The following is an 18,539-nucleotide window of genomic DNA, read 5'->3' on the forward strand; positions in this document are numbered from 1 at the left end:
CTGCTGCGCAAGGCCCGGCCGCTGCGCCTGCTGCTCAACCAGGCCGAGCGCCTCGAGCACCTGCAGCGCCTGCTGGAAAGCCAGCTGCAACCGGCCGCCCGCGAGCACTGCCACGTGGCCTCCTGGAAGGAAGGGACTTTGTTGCTGGTGGTGACCGACGGCCACTGGGCCACCCGCCTGCGCTACCAGCAGAAGCGCCTTCAACGCCAGCTGCACGCCATGGAGGCGTTCGCCAACCTGAGCCGCATCCAGTTCAAGGTACAGCCGCCGCTGGTCTCGGCGAAGCGTGAAGGTCATGGGCCTGAACTGTCGGAATCTGCCGCCGACAGCATCCGCGGCTCGGCCGAGGGGATCAGTGACCCCAAGCTCAAGGCCGCGTTGGAGCGTCTGGCGTCCCATGCGCAGGCCAAGGATTGACCGCCCGAAAAACCAAAGATTGATGGGCAACCCGCCATAAAAAAGGCCACCCGAAGGTGGCCTTAATCACTAGAGAGAGTGTTCGAACTTACACGGCCGCAACAGGGCGCATGTACGAGATCGGTGCCGTGCTGGCATCTTCGAAGGTGACCACTTCCCAAGCGTCGGTTTCAGCGATCAGCTTGCGCAGCAGCTGGTTGTTCAGCGCGTGCCCGGACTTGTAGCCCTTGAACTCGCCGATCAGGCTGTTGCCCAGCAGATAAAGGTCGCCGATGGCGTCGAGGATCTTGTGCTTGACGAACTCGTCTTCGGAACGAAGACCGTCTTCGTTGAGCACGCCATCTTCGTCGACCACGATGGCATTCTCCACGCTGCCGCCCAGCGCAAGGTTGTGCTTGCGCAGGTACTCGATGTCACGCATGAAGCCGAACGTGCGGGCACGGCTGACTTCCTTGACGAACGAGGTACTGGAGAAGTCGACGACCGCGCTCTGGGTCTGGCCCTTGAGGACCGGGTGATCGAAGTCGATCTCGAAGCTCACCTTGAACCCGTCGAAAGGCAGGAAAGTGGCGCGCTTGTCGCCCTCTTCCACTGTCACTTCGCGCAGGATGCGGATGAACTTCTTGGCTGCGTCCTGTTCTTCCAGGCCGGCCGATTGGATCAGGAATACGAAGGGTCCGGCGCTGCCATCCATGATCGGCACTTCCGAGGCGGAGAGCTCGACGTAGGCGTTATCGATGCCCAGGCCCGCCATGGCGGAGAGCAGGTGCTCGACCGTATCGACTTTGACGTCACCGTTGACCAATGTCGTGGACATGGTGGTCTCACCGACGTTGGCCGCGCGCGCCGGGATTTCGACCACAGGGTCGAGGTCGGCGCGACGGAAGACGATGCCGGTGTCGACAGGCGCAGGCTTGAGGGTCAGGTAGACCTTCTCCCCGGAGTGCAGGCCGACACCTGTGGCACGGATGGTATTCTTCAGGGTGCGTTGTCTAATCATGGCATTGGCCGCTTCAGCGCAAATTGCGAACAGGTATCAACAAAGGCTGGGGATGATAACAGACCCGGCCTTTGCTGAACACCAATCACCCTAATACCCCTGATAAATTCCATTAATCGGCCTGACGACGCAGGAACGCCGGGATATCCAGGTAGTCCAGATCATCCTGAGGGTTGAGTTTAGCTGCCGCCGCCGCACCCGCGTGGGCCTGGTTGCGCATCACGGTCGGACGCTCCAGGTCACGGTAGTTGACCGCCGACTGCTCCTGGCGAACCGGGGCCGGGTTGGAAGCCTCGTACGCCTGCTGAGCGGTCTGCAGGGTATTGTCGACCACCTTGACCGGTTTCTCGATGCGCGCGCCCAGGCCAGTGGCCACCACGGTCACGTGCAGCTCGTCGCGCATGTCCGGGTCGATCACGGTGCCGACCTTGACCATCGCGTGGTCGGAGGCGAAGGCTTCGATGATGCTACCCACGTCGGAGTACTCGCCCAGCGACAAGTCCGGACCTGCGGTGATGTTCACCAGGATGCCGCGGGCGCCCTGCAGGTTGACGTCCTCAAGCAGCGGGTTGCGGATCGCCGCCTCGGTGGCTTCACGCGCACGGTTCGGGCCGCTGGCGCAACCGGTCCCCATCATCGCCATGCCCATCTCGCCCATCACGGTGCGCACGTCGGCGAAGTCGACGTTGATCATGCCCGGACGCTTGATGATGTCGGAGATACCGCGAACGGCACCGGCCAGCACGTCGTCGGCCTTGGCGAAGGCGGACAGCAGGCTTGCATCCTTGCCCAGGATGGTCAGCAGCTTCTCGTTGGGGATGGTGATCAGCGAGTCGACGCTTTCAGCCAGCATGCGGATGCCTTCGTCGGCGATCTGCATGCGCTTGCGGCCCTCGAACGGGAACGGACGGGTCACCACCGCAACGGTGAGGATGCCCATTTCCTTGGCCACTTCGGCGATGATCGGCGCCGCGCCGGTACCGGTACCGCCGCCCATGCCGGTGGTGATGAACACCATGTTGGTGCCCTGCAGCACCTCGGCGATGCGCTCACGGTCTTCCAGCGCGGCCTGACGGCCGACTTCCGGATTGGCGCCGGCACCCAGCCCCTTGGTCACGCCAGTGCCCAGTTGCAGGATGGTACGGGCACCGATGTTTTTCAGCGCCTGAGCATCGGTGTTGGCGCAGATGAATTCCACGCCTTCGATGCTGCTCTTGACCATGTGGTTGACGGCGTTGCCGCCGCCACCGCCAACGCCGATCACCTTGATGACCGGACTTTGCGGGACGTTGTCTACGAGCTCGAACATTTTCCCTCTCCTTACAGTTCTCTAGTTGTCGCGCCTACCACTACTGCTTTGAAACTTAGAAGTTGCTCTGGACCCAACGCTTGAGTCGTTCAAGCACAGGGCCCTTCGGTTCATCGCCATAGCTGTTGTTGCTGCTGTTGCTGTTGCTGATACCGGTCAGGGACGGATCCTCGGACTGCTTCTGCAGCCCGTAGGTGAGCAGGCCCACACCGGTGGAATAGATCGGGTTGCGCACCACGTCGCTCAGGCCCCGAACGCTGTGCGGCACGCCCAGGCGTACCGGCATGTGGAAGATCTCCTCGGCCAGTTCCACGGCGCCTTCCATCTTCGCGGTGCCGCCGGTGAGGACGATGCCGGCCGGCACCAGGTCCTCGAAGCCGCTGCGACGCAGTTCGGCCTGGATCAGGGTGAACAGCTCGTCGTAACGCGGCTCCACCACTTCGGCCAGGGCCTGACGCGACAGCTCGCGCGGCGGGCGGTCGCCGACACTTGGCACCTTGATGGTCTCGCCGGCGCCGGCCAGCTTGGCCAGGGCGCAGGCGTAGCGGATCTTGATTTCCTCGGCATACTGCGTGGGGGTGCGCAGGGCCATGGCGATGTCGTTGGTGACCTGATCGCCGGCGATCGGGATCACCGCGGTGTGACGGATCGCGCCCTCGGTGAAGATGGCGATGTCGGTGGTGCCGCCGCCGATGTCCACCAGGCACACACCCAGCTCTTTCTCGTCGTCGGTCAGCACCGAGTAGGCCGAGGCCAGCTGCTCGAGGATGATGTCGTCGATTTCCAGGCCGCAGCGGCGCACGCACTTCTCGATGTTCTGTGCGGCGTTGACCGCGCAGGTGACCACATGGACCTTGGCCTCCAGGCGCACGCCCGACATGCCCAGGGGCTCGCGCACGCCTTCCTGGTTGTCGATCACGTAGTCCTGCGGCAGGGTGTGCAGCACCCGCTGGTCAGCCGGAATGGCCACGGCCTGAGCGGCGTCGAGCACGCGCTCGAGGTCGGCGGTGCTGACTTCGCGGTCGCGGATGGCGACGATGCCGTGGGAGTTCAGGCTGCGGATGTGATTGCCGGCCACGCCGACGAACGCCGAGTGGATGCGGCAGCCGGCCATCAGCTGGGCCTCTTCGACGGCGCGCTGGATCGACTGCACGGTCGATTCGATGTTCACCACCACGCCCTTCTTCAGGCCGCGGGACGGATGGGTGCCGATCCCGACGATCTCCAGGGTACCGTCCTCGCCGACCTCACCCACCAGCGCCACCACCTTGGAGGTGCCGATGTCCAGCCCGACGATCATTTTGCCGCTATGCGCGTTTGCCATGGTCCTGCCTCTCTCTAATTCTTCGCAACGGCGGGTTGGGCCGTCGTCGGTGCATTCGGTTCCCGCCAACCAACGGCAAGTCCGTTGGAGTAACGCAGATCGATGCGGGCGATATTGGTGATCTGGTCTTTAAGCGATTTGTCGTAAATGGCAATGAAACGGCGCATCTTCTCCACCAGGTGGTCGCGCCCCAGCAGCAGCTCGACACCCGGACCGGCACTGCCCGCACCGGTGGTCAGGAACCAGCTGCCTCGCTCGCGCAGCTCCAGGCGAGCGATGGAAAAACCCATGGGGCGCAGCATCTGGCTCAATACCTGATACTGCTGCATGACTTGTTGCTGAGCGCGCTGCGGCCCGAACAGCTGCGGCAGGTGCTCGTAGTTGGCCAGCTCGCGCGGGGTGAAGGCCTGGCCCTGGTTGTTGAGCAAGGCCTCGTCGCCCCAGCGCGCCACCGGCAACTGTTCTTCCAGGCGGATGACCACCTCGTCCGGCCACACCCGGCGCACTTCGGCGTGGGCGATCCAGGGCATCTGTTCCAGTTCCACGCGCATCGCCGCCAGGTCGACGGTGAAGAAGCTCGCCGCCACATAGGGGGCGATCCGCTGCTGCACCGACTGCTGGCTGATGTAGCTGAGGTCGCCCTGCACGTCGATCTTGGTGATCGGCCGGTCGGCGTACGGCATCAGGCGGATGGCGCCCTCATAGGCGCCAAAGCCCGCAGCCACCAGCAATACCGGCCACAGCAGGCGCTTGAGGCCGCCGAAGCTTGGCCGTGGCAGGCGCGCCGATACGGGCTCGTCGGCCACCAGTCGGCTGGCACCACGCGGCACCGGCTTGCTGCGGCCGGTAACGGGTGGTTGCTGACGTATCATCGCGCCTTGCATGGCTTGTTAACCTCGCTTCGCTACGCTGTCGGCCAGGATCGCCAGCACCAGCTGCTGGAAGTCCAGGCCGGCGGCGCGGGCCGCCATGGGCACCAGGCTATGGTCGGTCATGCCCGGTGCGGTGTTGACCTCGAGCAGCCAGAACCGGCCCTGCTCGTCCTGCATCACGTCCAGACGGCCCCAGCCCTCGATGCCAACGGCATCGCAGGCGCGCGCGGTCAGGTCGATCAGCTCTTGTTCCTTGGCACTGTCCAGGCCGCACGGAATGCGGTACTGGGTGTCATTGGCGATGTACTTGGCGTCGTAGTCGTAGAACACGTGCGGGGTGCCCAGCGCGATCGGCGGCAACACCTGGCCACGCAATACGGCGACGGTGAACTCCGGGCCGTGGATCCACTGCTCGACCAGTACCTGCGAATCGTACTTGGCGGCGTCTTTCCAGGCAGCGACCAGCTCCTGCTCGCTGTTCACCTTGGCCATGCCGATGCTCGAACCTTCATGGGCAGGTTTGACGATCAACGGGAAGCCCAGTTCCGCACTGGCGCCAATGCAGTCCTGCTCGCTGCCCAGTACCGCGTGACGCGGGGTCGGGATGCCCAGGCTCTGCCACACCTGCTTGGTGCGCAGCTTGTCCATGGCCAGCGCCGAGGCGAGGATGCCACTGCCGGTGTAGGGAATCCCCAGGCACTCGAGCAGGCCCTGCATGCTGCCATCCTCGCCGCCACGGCCGTGGAGGATGATGAAGGCGCGGTCGATCTTCTCGCGCTGCAGGCGATCCAGCAGGTCGTCACCGACATCGATGGCGACCACGTCGACACCGGCGCTGGTCAGCGCCTCGATCACGGCCTTGCCCGACTTGAGCGAAACCTCGCGCTCGGCGCTCTTGCCGCCGTACAGCACGGCGACGCGGCCGAAGGCCTTGACGTCGAGGGTGGAGTGCAGCGTGTCGTAGGCGCTGGTCATTTCGACTTCTCCTGCTTGGCGCCAGCGAACAGCGGGCTTTTCATCAGTTGCGGGGCCAGGCCGCCGACATCACCGGCACCCTGGCAGATCAGGATGTCGCCGGCGCGCAGCAGCGGCTTGACCAGTGGCGCGAGCTCCGCACCACGTTCGATGTAGATCGGGTCGAGCTTGCCGCGCTGGCGGATGCTGTGACACAGCTGGCGGCTGTCGGCGCCGGGGATCGGCTCTTCGCCGGCCGGGTAGACCTCCATCAGCAGCAGCACGTTGGCATCGCCCAGCACCTGCACGAAGTCGTCGTACAGGTCGCGGGTGCGGCTGTAGCGGTGCGGCTGGTAGACGATCACCAGGCGACGGCTCGGCCAGCCACCACGCACGGCCTTGATCACCGCGGCGACTTCGGTCGGGTGATGGCCGTAGTCATCGACCAGCATCACGCTGCCGCCGTCGACCGGCAGCTCGCCGTACACCTGAAAGCGTCGACCGACACCCTGGAAGCCCGAAAGGCCCTGGACGATGGCTTCGTCGCTGATGCCTTCGTCGGTGGCGATGGCGATGGTGGCCAGGGCGTTGAGCACGTTGTGGTTGCCCGGCATGTTCACCGACACCTCGAGCGGCTCGCAGTCACGGCGCAGCACGGTGAAGTGGGTCTGCATGCCCTGCTGGCGCACGTTGATGGCGCGGATATCGGCCTCTTCGCTGAAGCCGTAGGTCACGGTCGGACGCTTGACCTGCGGCAGGATCTCGCGCACCACCGGGTCGTCCAGGCACATCACCGCCAGGCCGTAGAACGGCAGGTTGTGCAGGAATTCGACGAAGGTCTTCTTCAGCTTGTTGAAGTCGCCCTCGTAGGTGGCCATGTGGTCGGCGTCGATATTGGTGACCACGGCAACCATCGGCTGCAGGTGCAGGAAGCTGGCGTCGCTCTCGTCGGCCTCGGCGATCAGGTAGCGGCTGGTGCCCAGCTGCGCGTTGGTGCCGGCCGCAGTCAGGCGACCGCCGATGACGAAGGTCGGGTCCAGGCCACCGGCGGCGAACACCGAGGCCAGCAGGCTGGTGGTGGTGGTCTTGCCGTGGGTGCCGGCAACGGCCACGCCGTGGCGATAGCGCATCAGCTCGGCGAGCATCTCGGCGCGCGGCACCACGGGAATACGCCGCTCCAGGGCAGTGGCGACTTCAGGGTTGGCCGGGTTGATCGCGCTCGACACCACCAGCACGTCGGCGTTGGCCGCGTTCTCGGCGCGGTGGCCGACGAAGATCTGCGCGCCGAACGACTGCAGACGCTGGGTAACCGGCGACTCTTTCAGGTCGGAACCGGACACTTCATAGCCCAGGTTCAGCAGCACTTCGGCGATGCCGCACATGCCCACGCCGCCGATACCGACGAAGTGGATGCGACGGATACGGCCCATTTTCGGGTGGGGCATGGCTTTCTGGCTCTCAACCATGGGCCACCTCCAGGCAGATATCGACCACGGTGCTGGTTGCGCCAGGTTTGGCCAGGCGGCGGGCGGTGCCGGCCATGGCGTTGAGTTTCTCGGGTTGCATCAGCACCTCGTTCAGGCGTTCAGCGAGCTGCGCTGCGCCAGTAGTCGCTTGTGGCATCAGGAAGGCGGCACCTTCGCGAGCCAGGTATTGGGCGTTGTGGGTCTGGTGGTCGTCGATGGCATGGGGCAAGGGCACCAGCATCGAGGGCAGGCCCGCCGCCGCGAGTTCGCTGACGGTCAGGGCGCCGGCCCGACACACCACCATATCGGCCCAGCCATAGGCATGGGCCATGTCCTTGATGAACGGTTCGACCTGGGCCTCGACACCCGCCTCGTGATACCGCTCGGCGGTGACGGGGGCATGGTTCTTCCCGGCCTGGTGGAACACCTCGGGGCGCAGGTTTTCCGGCACTTCGGACAGGGCCTTAGGCAACAATTTGTTCAATGGTTCCGCACCCAGGCTGCCGCCCATGACCAGCAAGCGCGCACGGCGCTCGGCCAGGGGCGCGCGCGCCGCGTCCATGAACAGCTCCGGACGCACCGGATTACCGGTGGTACGCAGCTTGTCGCTGGCGGCGAAGGTGTCCGGGAAGGCTTCGCAGACACGCGCGGCCAACGGCAGCAGCAGGCGATTGGTGGTGCCGGCGCGGGCATTCTGCTCGTGGATCACCAGCGGCACCCCACACAACCGGGCGGCAACACCGCCGGGGCCGGTCACATAGCCACCGAAGCCGACCACGCAAACCGGCTTGAGCTCACGCACGATGCGCCGCGCCTGCAGCACGGCCTTGACCAGGGTGAATGGCGCCTTGAGCAGCGACAGCTTGCCCTTGCCACGCAGGCCGGTGACCTGGATCAGGTGCAGCGGCAGGCCGGCCTGGGGTACCAGTTCGTTCTCGATGCCACGCGGGGTGCCCAGCCAGTGCACACTGTAGCCACGGGCCTGGAACTCGCGGGCGCAGGCCAGGGCCGGGAACACGTGGCCCCCGGTACCGCCGGCCATGATCAGGATGTTCTTGCCGTCAGCGGCCATGACTGGTCTCCTCGGCAAAATCGCTCTCCTTGAATTCGTGCTCCTCGCTGCCCAGGTGCGTGCGACTCTCCCACTCGATCCGCAGCAACAGCCCTACGCAGGCGCAGCAGATCACCAGCGAGCTACCTCCGTAGCTGAGGAACGGCAGGGTCAGGCCCTTGGTCGGCAACAGGCCGACGTTCACGCCGATGTTGATCAGGAACTGGCCGATCCACAGGAACGACAGGCCAAAGGCCATGTAGGCGGCGAAGAACTGCTTGGCCTTCTCGGCCCACAGGCCGATGTAAAGCGCGCGCACGGTAATGAAGACGAACAGCGCGATGGTCAGCAGCGAGCCGACCACGCCCAGCTCTTCGGCCAGTACCGAGAACACGAAGTCGGTGTGCGCCTCGGGCAGGTAGAACTGCTTCTGCACGCTGTTGCCCAGGCCCACGCCCAGCCACTCGCCGCGGCCGAAGGCGATCAGCGCCTGGGTCAACTGGTAGCCGGAGCCGAACTGGTCGGACCAGGGGTCGGTGAAGGTGATCAGGCGCGCCATGCGGTACGGCTGGGCCTGGACCAGCACCACCACAGAAATGACCGCCAGCACCACCATCAGCGAGAAACGGAACAACCCCACCCCGCCGAGGAACAACATGGCCGCCGCAGCGCCCATCATCACCACCGTGGCGCCGAAGTCCGGCTCCATCAGCAGCAGGCCGGCCATCGGCAGCAGCACGATGAACGGCTTGAAGAAGCCCATCCAGCTCTCGCGCACCTCGGTCTGCCGGCGTACCAGGTAGCCGGCGAGGTAGATGACCACGAAGACCTTGGCGATCTCCGACGGCTGCACGTTGAAGAAGCTGAAGCCGATCCAGCGCATCGAGCCGTTCACCTCGCGGCCGATGCCCGGCACCAGCACCAGCACCAGCAGGCCGAAGGCGCCGATCAGCATGAGAAAGCCCATGCGCTGCCAGGTGGCGATCGGCACCAGCATGGTCAGCACCCCGGCGCCCAGGCCGAGGGTGACGTACACCAGGTGGCGGAACATGTGGTACAGCGGGTTGCCCGACTGCACCGCTGCCACTTCCGACGAGGCCGAGGTGATCATCACCAGGCCCAGGCCGAGCAGCGCCAGGCAACCGGCCAGCAGCGGGAAGTCGAGGTCGATGCCACGGCCGCTGATCAGCGGCGACGGATACGGTTTGAGGATGCCGAAGATCATGCCAGCCCCTCCGCCGCCTGGGCGAACAGGCGCCCGCGCTCTTCGAAATTCTTGAACATGTCCAGGCTGGCGCAGGCTGGCGACAGCAGGACCGCGTCACCCGGCTGGGCCAGCTCGGCGCAACGCTGTACAGCTTCCTCGAGGGTCTTGACCCGGACTTGCGCCACGGCATCGCCCAAGGTTTCAGCCAGACGCTCGGCGTCACGACCAAGCAGCACCACGGCCCGACAGTGTTGAGCCACCGGCTCGCGCAATGCGGCGAAGTCGGCGCCCTTGCCATCGCCACCGGCAATCAGCACCAGTTTGCCTTCGATATCGGCACCCAGGCCTTCGATGGCCGCCAGGGCGGCACCGACGTTGGTGGCCTTGGAATCGTCGTACCAGTTCACCCCGTTGCGCTCGCGCACCCATTGGCAGCGATGGGCCAGGCCCTTGAACTCGCGCAGGGCGTCGAGCATCGGCGCGAACGGCAAGCCGACAGCGTGGCCGAGGGCCAGCGCGGCCAGGGCGTTGCTCTGGTTATGGGCGCCACGGATCTTCAGCTCACGCACCGGCATGAGCGTCTTGAATTCGAACGCCAGGTACTTCTCGGCCTCGACCTCGCGCAGGCCAAAGGCCTTGAAGTCCGGCGCGTTGAGTCCGAAGCTCCAGCTCGGACGGCCTTCGACCGGCAACGGACGGCTCAGGGCATCCTGGCGGTTGACCACCACCTGGCGGGCACCACGGAAGATCCGGTGCTTGGCCAGGTGATAGGCCGGCAGGCCGCTGTAGCGGTCCATGTGGTCTTCGCTGATGTTCAGCACGGTGGCCACTTCGGCGTTGAGCTGGTCGGTGGTCTCCAGCTGGAAGCTCGACAGCTCCAGCACGTACAGCTCGACGTCATCGGCCAGCAGGTCAAGGGCCGGGGTGCCGAGGTTGCCACCGACAGCCACACGTTTGCCTGCCTTGGCGGCCATCTCGCCAACCAGGGTGGTGACGGTGCTCTTGGCGTTGGAACCGCTGATAGCAACGATCGGTGCCCTGGCATGGCGGGCGAACAGTTCGATGTCGCCGGACAGCTTCACGCCACGCGCGGCGGCCTGCTGCAGGGCAGGCGTGGCCAAGGCCAGGCCAGGGCTCACGTACAGCTCGTTGGCCCGGCACAGGAAGTCCACATCCAGCTCGCCACAGCGCACTTCCACCTGCGGGTACTCACGGCGCAGGGTGTCCAGTTCCGGCGGTTGCTCGCGGGTGTCGGCGACCGCAAAGGCAATGCCCCGGTTCGCCAGGAAGCGAACCAGGGACATGCCGCTCTTGCCGAGGCCGACAACGATGCGGAATTGGTCGGAAGCGATCAGTGACACGCTCGTTTACCTCAGTTTCAGGGTGGCAAGGCCAATCAGCACCAGAATCACGGTGATGATCCAGAAGCGGACGATCACCCGTGGCTCGGGCCAACCCTTGAGTTCAAAGTGGTGATGGATCGGCGCCATGCGGAACACGCGCTTGCCGGTGAGCTTGAACGAAGCCACCTGGATGACCACCGACAGGGTTTCCATCACGAACACGCCGCCCATGATGAACAGGACGATCTCCTGGCGAACGATCACCGCGATGGTGCCCAGGGCCGCACCCAGCGCCAGGGCGCCGACGTCGCCCATGAACACCTGGGCCGGGTAGGTGTTGAACCACAGGAAGCCCAGACCGGCGCCGATCAGCGCGCCGCAGAACACGATCAGCTCGCCCGCGCCAGGCACGTACGGGATCAGCAGGTATTCAGCAAACTTCACGTTGCCCGACAGGTAGCAGAAGATACCCAGGGCGCCACCAACCATCACCGTCGGCATGATCGCCAGGCCATCGAGGCCGTCGGTCAGGTTGACCGCGTTGCTCGAGCCGACGATGACGAAATAGGTCAGCACGATGAACCCAGCGCCCAGCGGAATCGCCAGGTCCTTGAGCATCGGGATGATCAGCGTGGTCTCGACGCTGGTGGGCGCGGTCTTGTACAGGAAGATCGCAGCGGCCAGGCCGAACACCGATTGCCAGAAGTACTTCCAGCGGCTCGGCAGGCCACGGGAGTTCTTCTCGATCACCTTGCGGTAGTCGTCGACCCAGCCGATGGCGCCGAACGCCAGGGTGACGATCAAGACCACCCACACATAGCGGTTGGACAGGTCGGCCCACAGCAAGGTGCTGATGGCGATGGCCGACAGGATCAGCGCGCCGCCCATGGTCGGGGTGCCGGACTTGGACAGGTGCGATTGCGGGCCGTCGTTGCGCACGGCCTGACCGATCTGGCGAATCTGCAGGGTACGGATCATCCACGGGCCCAGCCACAGGGCCAGGGACAGCGCGGTCAGCACACCCAGGATCCCGCGCAGGGACAGGTACTGGAAGACCGCGAAGCCCTTGTGGAACTGTTGCAGATACTCAGCCAACAGCAGCAGCATTAATGTTTCTCCCCGCTGGCACCACACAGTGCGGCCACGACGTTTTCCATCGCAGCGCTGCGCGAGCCCTTGATCAAGATAGTGGTGTCGCTGGCATTCTCGGCGCCAACGGCAGCGATCAGCTCAGCTTGAGTAGCGAAATGGCGGCCATTGGCGCCGAACGCCTTGACCGCATGGGCCATGTTGGTGCCCACCGCGTACAGCGCGTCGACCTTGCCGCGGGCGTAGTCGCCCACCTGGCGGTGACCTTCCTCGGCCCATTGCCCCAGCTCGCCGATATCCCCGAGCACCAGAACGGTGCGTCCGGAAAAGCCGGCGAGTATATCAATGGCGGCGCACATCGAGGTGGGATTTGCGTTGTAGCTGTCGTCGATGACCCGCACGCCGTTGGGCGCGATCTGCGCCACGGTGCGGCCCTTGACCGGTTGCACGGCGACAAGGCCGGCGGCGATGCCGCTCAGGCTCAGACCAACGGCATGGGCGGCGGCGGCGGCGGCCAGGGCGTTGCTGACGTTGTGGGTGCCGAGCAGGTTCAGCTGCACCGGGACGCTGCCGGTCGGGCCGTGCAGGGTGAACGACGGGCAGCCACGGGCGTCGCGCCCGATGTCGCTGGCGTGGAAGTCCGCCTGCGGGTTGTCCAGGGCGAAACTGAAGATCCGATGGGCGCCCGCCCGCTTGCGCCAGATGTCGAACGCCTTGTCGGCCAGGTTGAGGATGGCCGTGCCGTCCTCGCCCAGGCCTTCGAGAATCTCGCCCTTGGCTTCGACGATCTTCTCCGGGCCGCCGAACTCACCGACATGGGCGGTGCCGGCGTTATTGATGATGACCACCTGCGGCTGGGTCAGGCCGACGGTGTAGCGAATCTCGCCAATGCGCGATGCGCCCAGCTCGATCACCGCAGCGCTGTGCTCCGGAGCGATCTCCAGCAATGTCAGCGGTGCGCCGAGGTCGTTGTTCAGGTTGCCCCGGGTGGCATGCACCGGCCCGCGGGTACGCAGGATCGCGGCGAGCATTTCCTTGACCGTGGTCTTGCCGCTGGAACCGGTGATGGCCACCACCGGCTTGTCGAAGGCGGCACGGTTCAGGGCGCCGAGCTGGCCAAGGGCGACGCGACAGTCGGCGACCAGCAGCTGCGGCAGGTCGACATCGGTGACTTCACGCTCGACCAGCGCGGCGACGGCGCCTTTGGCCTTCACGTCGGCCAGGTAGTCGTGGCCATCGAAGCGCGGGCCGGTCAGGGCGACGAACAGCTGGCCGGCAGCGACGGTGCGGCTGTCGATGCTCACGCCGGTGAAGCTGGCGTCGGCGCCTGCAAGGCGCGCATTCAGGACGCCTGTCAGCTGGCTGAGGATCATCGGCTTAAGCATGTGGCGCCTCCCAGGCTGCAAGTGCCTTGTCGGCTTCGACCAGGTCGGAGAAGTCATGGCGCTGGCCATTGATCTCCTGGTAATCCTCGTGCCCCTTGCCAGCCAGGACGATCACGTCGTCGGCACTGGCACTGGCGATCAGCTGGGCAATGGCCACGCCACGGCCAGCGACGAACGCGACGGCAGCAGGCCGGGCGAAACCGGGACGAATATCGTCGAAGATCCGCAGGGGGTCTTCGGTACGCGGGTTGTCGTCGGTTACCAGCACTCGGTCGGCCAGGCGCTCGGCCACTTCGGCCATCAGCGGGCGCTTGCCGGCGTCACGATCGCCACCACAGCCGAACAGGCACAGCAGCTTGCCGTGAGCGTGCGGACGCAGGGCTTCGAGTACTTTCTCCAGGGCATCCGGGGTGTGGGCGTAATCGACCACCACCAACGGTTTGTCACCGCCACCCAGGCGCTGCATGCGGCCGACCGGCCCATGCAGTTGCGGGGCGACCTTGAGAATTTCATCCAGCGGGTAATCCAGCGCCATCAGCGTGGCTACCGCCGCCAGCATGTTGCTCAGGTTGAAACGCCCCAGCAGGCGGCTGCGCAAGACATGCTCGCCCTGCGGGGTGACGATCACCGCGCGCACGCCATCATCGTTGAAGGCAGCCTCTTTGCAGAACAGCGTCGCCGCCGAATCCTGCAGGCTGTAGCTGATCAGACGCGATGTGGCAGGAGCATCTGCCAGGCGACGCCCAAAGTCATCATCCAGGTTGACCACCCGGGCACGCAGGCTCGACCAGGCGAACAGCTTGGCCTTGGCGGCCTCGTAGGCCTCCATGCTGCCGTGGTAGTCCAGGTGGTCGCGGGACAGGTTGGTCATTACCGCGATATCGAAGTCCAGTGCGGCGACCCGACCCTGCTCGAGCGCATGGGAGGATACCTCCATGGCCACGGCCTTGGCCCCGCCCTTCTTCAGGTCGTTCAAGGTCGATTGCACGGCGATCGGGTCCGGTGTGGTCAGGCGGCCGCTCTGCAGCTCGCCATAAAAGCCGGTGCCGAGGGTGCCGATCAGGCCACAGCGCTTGCCCAGGGCGTCAAGTGCCTGAGCCAGCAACTGGGTCACGCTGGTCTTGCCGTTGGTGCCGGTCACGCCGACCAGGTCGAGCTGACGGCTCGGCTCGCCATAGAAGCGCCCGGCGATCTGCGACAACTGACCGATCAGGCCCTTGACCGGAATCAGCGGCGCATCGGTGAGCGGCAGCACGCTGGCGCCCTGCTCTTCGTAGGCCACCGCGGCGGCGCCACGGGCCAAGGCATCGGCGATGTGCGCGCGGCCATCGACCTTGGCCCCCGGCACGGCCAGGAACAGGTCGCCCGGACGCACCGCGCGGCTGTCCAGGGTCAGCTCGCGGATCAACGGATCGCGGCTGGCATGGGCGAACAATTTGCTCAATGGCATCGTCATCAACCTCGCCCTCCCTTGGCGGGTACTGCGCTGGCTTGCTGCGTCGAAGGCGGCAGGTTGTCCGGCGGTACATTCATCAGGCGCAGGGTGCCCGACATCACTTTGCTGAATACGGGGGCCGAGACCAGGCCGCCGAAGTAGCCACCCTTGCTCGGCTCGTCGATGACCACGACGATGGCGTAGCGCGGGTCGCTCATCGGGCCGAAGCCGGCGAACAGCGATCGGTAGGCGTTCTCGGTGTAGCCCTTGGAGCCGACGGTGGCCTTGCGCGCGGTACCCGACTTGCCGCCTACGTGGTAGAACGGCACCTGGGCGCGGAACACCCCACGCGGCGCCTCGATCACCTGCTGCAGCATGGCCTGCACGGTTTCGGCTGTTTCCCTGGGGATGGCCTGCACGGCTTCCGGCGCCTTGTCGACCTTGAGGATCGACAGCGGCACCATCTTGCCGTCGTTGGCCAGCGCGGCGTAGGCATGCACCAGTTGCAGGGCGGTCACCGACACGCCGTAGCCATACGACAGGGTCGCGGTTTCGGCCTTGCGCCACTCACGATGGTTGGGCAGGTTGCCGACGCGCTCTCCCGGGAAGCCGAGGCCGGTGTACTGGCCCAGGCCGACCTGGGACATCACCCGATAGATGGCCTCGCCACCGATATCGAAGGCGATCTTGCTCATGCCGACGTTGGACGAGTTGATCAGGATGCCGGTTAGGTCGAGGATCGGGCCCTCGCTCCTGGACACGTCCTTGATGGTGTAGCGGCCGATCTGCAGGCTGCCCGGATACACCTCGACCTTGTCGGTGGGTTTCCAGCGGCCACTCTGCAGCGCCGCGCTCATGGAGATCGGTTTGACCGTCGAGCCAGGCTCGAAGACATCGATGATCGCCCGGTTGCGCATGGCCGCCGGGAACATGCTGCGGCGGTTGTTCGGGTTGTAGGTCGGCTGGTTGACCATGGCCAGGACCTCGCCGGTCTTGACGTCCATGATCACCAGGCTGCCGGCCTTGGCTTCCTGTTCGGCGATGGCGTTGCGCAGTTCGCGGGTGGCCAGGTATTGCAGGCGCAGGTCTATCGACAACGCCAAGGTCTTGCCGGCCTTGGCGTTCTTGGTTACCTGGATGTCCTTGATCAGCCGGCCGCGCCGGTCCTTGATCACCTGTCGCTTGCCGGGCACCCCGGCGAGCCATTCGTCGTAGGCCAGCTCGACGCCTTCACGGCCATGGTCGTCCAGATCGGTGAAGCCGACCATATGCGCGGTGACGTCGCCGGCCGGATAGAAGCGACGGAACTCTTCCAGGCCGTAGACGCCCGGCACCTTCAGGTCGAGCACGTGCTGGCCCTGTTCCGGGGTCAGGCCGCGGACCAGGTAGATGAATTCCTTGCTGGCCTGCTGGGTGAGACGCTCGGTCAGCTGCTGCGGGTTCTGCCCGAGCGCGGCGGCCAGCTGCGGCCAGCGCTCCTTGGCCGCCTGCATTTCCTTGGGGTTGGCCCACAGGGTGGTGACCGGGGTACTGACGGCCAGCGGCTCGCCGTTGCGGTCGGTGATCAGGCCACGGTGCGCGGGAATGGGGATATGACGCAGGCTGCGGGCATCGCCCTGCCCCTTGAGGAAGTCACGGTCGACCACCTGCAGGTCGATGATGCGCCAGCAGATGGCGCCGACCATCAGCGCCAGCAAGCCGATCACCACCCTGAACCGCCAGGGGTAGAGCGCGCCCTCGAGCTTCATCATGGCGCCACCATCCGCACTTCGTCCGCCGCGGGCACGCGCATCTTGAGCTGCTCGGAGGCCAGGCTCTCGATACGGCTGGAGGCGGTCCAGGTGCTTTGTTCGAGGATCAGCCGCCCCCACTCGGCCTGAGCCTTGTCGCGCTCGCTCAATTCACCGTACAGGGTGTTGAGCAACTGGCGGTTCCAGTGGGCGCTGTAGGAGACGGCGATGGCCGAAATCAGGACGGCGACGAACAGCAGAAGCATCAGGAAGCTTCCGCCTGGCAAAGGTTTGGCAAACAGCCGGCTCACCGCAACTTCTCCGCCACCCGCATCACGGCGCTGCGCGACCGCGGGTTGGCCTTGAGCTCGGCCTCGGAGGCGAACTGCGCCTTGCCGATGAGCTTTATCTTCGGTTCGAAGGTCTTGTGCTGTACCGGCAGGTTGCGCGGCAGGTTGTCCGCCTCGCCCTTGACCAGCTTGCGCATGAACAGTTTGACGATACGGTCTTCCAGCGAGTGGAAGCTGATCACTGCCAGGCGACCGCCCACTTCGAGGGCATCGAGCGCGGCTTCAAGGCCCGTCTCGAGATCGCCCAGTTCGTTGTTGACGTGAATGCGCAGGCCCTGGAAGGCGCGGGTTGCCGGGTTCTTGCCCTTTTCCCAGGCCGGGTTGGCGACCTTGAGCACTTCGGCCAGGTCGGCGGTACGGGTGAACGGCTGCTTCTCGCGACGCTCGACCACCGCACGCGCCATGCGCCCGGCGAAACGCTCCTCGCCGTATTCCTTGAACACACGGGCAATTTCTTCGGCCGGGGCGGTGGCAATGAACTCGGCGGCGCTGATGCCCTGATCGGGGTTCATGCGCATGTCCAGCGGGCCGTCGTTAAGGAAGCTGAACCCGCGCTCGGGGTCGTCCAGCTGTGGCGAGGACACGCCCAGGTCGAGCAGGATACCGCTGACCTTGCCGTCCAGGTCGCGCGCGCGCACTTCGTCGCCCAGCTCGGCAAAGCTGCGTTGCACAATGACAAAGCGGCCGTCTTCGGCCGCCAGCGCTTGCCCGGTGGCAATCGCCTGTGGATCCTTGTCGAACCCCAGCAGCCGCCCTTGCGGCCCGAGCTTGCTGAGGATCAGGCGACTGTGGCCGCCACGCCCGAAGGTGCCGTCCAGATAGCAACCGTCGGCGCGCAGGGCCAAGGCCTCGACGGCTTCGTCGAGGAGGACGGTGATGTGGTTGAAGCCGCTATCTATGGTCACAGGATCAGGTCACGCAAATCATCGGGCATGGCGCCCGGTTGTTGAATAGCTGCAAGGTCGGCTGCCGAAACCGCGTTCCAGGCATCCTCGTCCCACAGCTGGAATTTGTTCAGTTGCCCCACCAGCATCGCCTTCTTGTCCAGCTTGGCGTACTCACGCAGGCGTGGCGGCACCAGGAAACGCCCACTGCCATCGAGCTCCAGGTCAACCGCATTGCCGATCAGCAAACGCTGCAGGCGGCGGTTTTCCTCACGCAACGACGGCAAGGCGCGCAACTTGGCTTCTATCTGTTCCCACTCGTCGAGGGGATAAACACACAAGCAGGGGTCAACGGCGTCGATGGTCACGATTAACTGACCATTGCAACGCGAATCGAGCTCGTCACGGTACCGGCTCGGCATGGCGAGACGGCCCTTGGCATCGAGGCTGACGGCGTTGGCTCCGCGGAACACGGCTGCGATTCCCCACAATGTTAGCTTTTTTGTGCCAGAAAACCCACTTCATCCCACTTTCTGCCACTTGCGCACACTATAGGAATCCGTCCGCCACACCGTCAAGGCACGTTCATAAGGAAATCCCTTACAGGACGGCGATTTAGCGCAACAAAGGAAGGTGGAAGGATTGCCGGAGAAGAAAACTGACGGGAAAAATCAAACACACTCAAGCGGATAGAGTGCGAAGTTAAAGTGATTTATTAAGAGT

At 65.1% G+C, this 18,539-nt stretch carries 17 protein-coding genes; 1 reads left to right on the forward strand and 16 read right to left on the reverse strand.

Going from position 1 to position 18,539, the window contains the following annotated elements; genetic code table 11:
* Window positions 1-417: DUF721 domain-containing protein (locus tag DMX06_RS10290; protein ID WP_110736705.1), on the forward strand; the 417-nt coding region annotated here is incomplete at its 5' end.
* 88 nt (window positions 418-505) lie between these two features.
* Here DMX06_RS10290 and lpxC read toward each other — a convergent pair.
* The 16 genes from lpxC to mraZ all read right to left on the reverse strand — a co-directional run bounded on the left by lpxC (window position 506) and on the right by mraZ (window position 18,289).
* Window positions 506-1,417, reverse strand: a complete 912-nt coding sequence (lpxC, locus tag DMX06_RS10295) for a UDP-3-O-acyl-N-acetylglucosamine deacetylase (RefSeq protein WP_110736706.1) — start codon at window positions 1,415-1,417, stop codon at window positions 506-508.
* Window positions 1,418-1,529: 112 nt separating this feature from the next.
* Window positions 1,530-2,726, reverse strand: coding sequence for a cell division protein FtsZ (gene ftsZ, locus DMX06_RS10300; protein WP_016395521.1), 1,197 nt, complete (start codon window positions 2,724-2,726; stop codon window positions 1,530-1,532).
* A 55-nt stretch (window positions 2,727-2,781) separates the two neighbouring features.
* Window positions 2,782-4,050, reverse strand: coding sequence for a cell division protein FtsA (gene ftsA, locus DMX06_RS10305; RefSeq protein WP_028689735.1), 1,269 nt, complete (start codon window positions 4,048-4,050; stop codon window positions 2,782-2,784).
* A 14-nt stretch (window positions 4,051-4,064) separates the two neighbouring features.
* A complete protein-coding gene (locus DMX06_RS10310) occupies window positions 4,065-4,934 on the reverse strand; it encodes a cell division protein FtsQ/DivIB (protein WP_110736708.1) in 870 nt (289 codons plus the stop codon).
* Between the two features lie 6 nt (window positions 4,935-4,940).
* Window positions 4,941-5,897: a D-alanine--D-alanine ligase gene (locus tag DMX06_RS10315; protein ID WP_110736710.1), complete on the reverse strand. Its 957-nt coding sequence runs from the start codon at window positions 5,895-5,897 to the stop codon at window positions 4,941-4,943.
* Window positions 5,894-7,342: a UDP-N-acetylmuramate--L-alanine ligase gene (murC, locus tag DMX06_RS10320; RefSeq protein WP_110736712.1), complete on the reverse strand. Its 1,449-nt coding sequence runs from the start codon at window positions 7,340-7,342 to the stop codon at window positions 5,894-5,896. The genes DMX06_RS10315 and murC overlap by 4 nt, the downstream gene beginning before the upstream one ends.
* A complete protein-coding gene (gene murG / locus DMX06_RS10325; RefSeq protein ID WP_110736714.1) occupies window positions 7,335-8,414 on the reverse strand; it encodes an undecaprenyldiphospho-muramoylpentapeptide beta-N-acetylglucosaminyltransferase in 1,080 nt (359 codons plus the stop codon). The genes murC and murG overlap by 8 nt, the downstream gene beginning before the upstream one ends.
* Window positions 8,404-9,618, reverse strand: a complete 1,215-nt coding sequence (gene ftsW / locus DMX06_RS10330) for a putative lipid II flippase FtsW (RefSeq protein ID WP_110736716.1) — start codon at window positions 9,616-9,618, stop codon at window positions 8,404-8,406. The genes murG and ftsW overlap by 11 nt, the downstream gene beginning before the upstream one ends.
* On the reverse strand, window positions 9,615-10,961 hold the full coding sequence (murD, locus tag DMX06_RS10335) for a UDP-N-acetylmuramoyl-L-alanine--D-glutamate ligase (protein ID WP_110736717.1): 1,347 nt from the start codon (window positions 10,959-10,961) through the stop codon (window positions 9,615-9,617). Before murD ends, ftsW begins: the two co-directional genes overlap by 4 nt.
* A gap of 6 nt (window positions 10,962-10,967) precedes the next feature.
* Window positions 10,968-12,050, reverse strand: a complete 1,083-nt coding sequence (mraY, locus tag DMX06_RS10340; protein WP_110736719.1) for a phospho-N-acetylmuramoyl-pentapeptide-transferase — start codon at window positions 12,048-12,050, stop codon at window positions 10,968-10,970.
* A complete protein-coding gene (locus DMX06_RS10345; protein WP_110736720.1) occupies window positions 12,050-13,417 on the reverse strand; it encodes a UDP-N-acetylmuramoyl-tripeptide--D-alanyl-D-alanine ligase in 1,368 nt (455 codons plus the stop codon). The genes mraY and DMX06_RS10345 overlap by 1 nt, the downstream gene beginning before the upstream one ends.
* The gene (locus DMX06_RS10350) at window positions 13,410-14,873 is read right to left on the reverse strand and encodes a UDP-N-acetylmuramoyl-L-alanyl-D-glutamate--2,6-diaminopimelate ligase (RefSeq protein WP_110736722.1); all 1,464 of its coding nucleotides are present in this window, start codon (window positions 14,871-14,873) and stop codon (window positions 13,410-13,412) included. Before DMX06_RS10350 ends, DMX06_RS10345 begins: the two co-directional genes overlap by 8 nt.
* Window positions 14,873-16,600 carry a peptidoglycan D,D-transpeptidase FtsI family protein gene (locus DMX06_RS10355; RefSeq protein ID WP_181427808.1) on the reverse strand — a complete coding sequence of 576 codons (1,728 nt, stop codon included), beginning with the start codon at window positions 16,598-16,600 and terminating at the stop codon, window positions 14,873-14,875. The genes DMX06_RS10350 and DMX06_RS10355 overlap by 1 nt, the downstream gene beginning before the upstream one ends.
* Window positions 16,600-16,893 carry a cell division protein FtsL gene (ftsL, locus tag DMX06_RS10360; protein WP_028689746.1) on the reverse strand — a complete coding sequence of 98 codons (294 nt, stop codon included), beginning with the start codon at window positions 16,891-16,893 and terminating at the stop codon, window positions 16,600-16,602. The genes DMX06_RS10355 and ftsL overlap by 1 nt, the downstream gene beginning before the upstream one ends.
* Window positions 16,890-17,837 (reverse strand): 16S rRNA (cytosine(1402)-N(4))-methyltransferase RsmH, encoded by a 948-nt coding sequence (rsmH, locus tag DMX06_RS10365; protein WP_110736725.1) that lies wholly within the window; start codon window positions 17,835-17,837, stop codon window positions 16,890-16,892. Before rsmH ends, ftsL begins: the two co-directional genes overlap by 4 nt.
* Window positions 17,834-18,289: a division/cell wall cluster transcriptional repressor MraZ gene (gene mraZ / locus DMX06_RS10370; RefSeq protein WP_011535546.1), complete on the reverse strand. Its 456-nt coding sequence runs from the start codon at window positions 18,287-18,289 to the stop codon at window positions 17,834-17,836. Before mraZ ends, rsmH begins: the two co-directional genes overlap by 4 nt.
* Between the last annotated feature and the right edge of the window lie 250 nt (window positions 18,290-18,539).

Source organism: Pseudomonas mosselii, from assembly GCF_003205295.1.
In the GTDB taxonomy this organism is placed as follows: domain Bacteria; phylum Pseudomonadota; class Gammaproteobacteria; order Pseudomonadales; family Pseudomonadaceae; genus Aquipseudomonas; species Aquipseudomonas mosselii_B.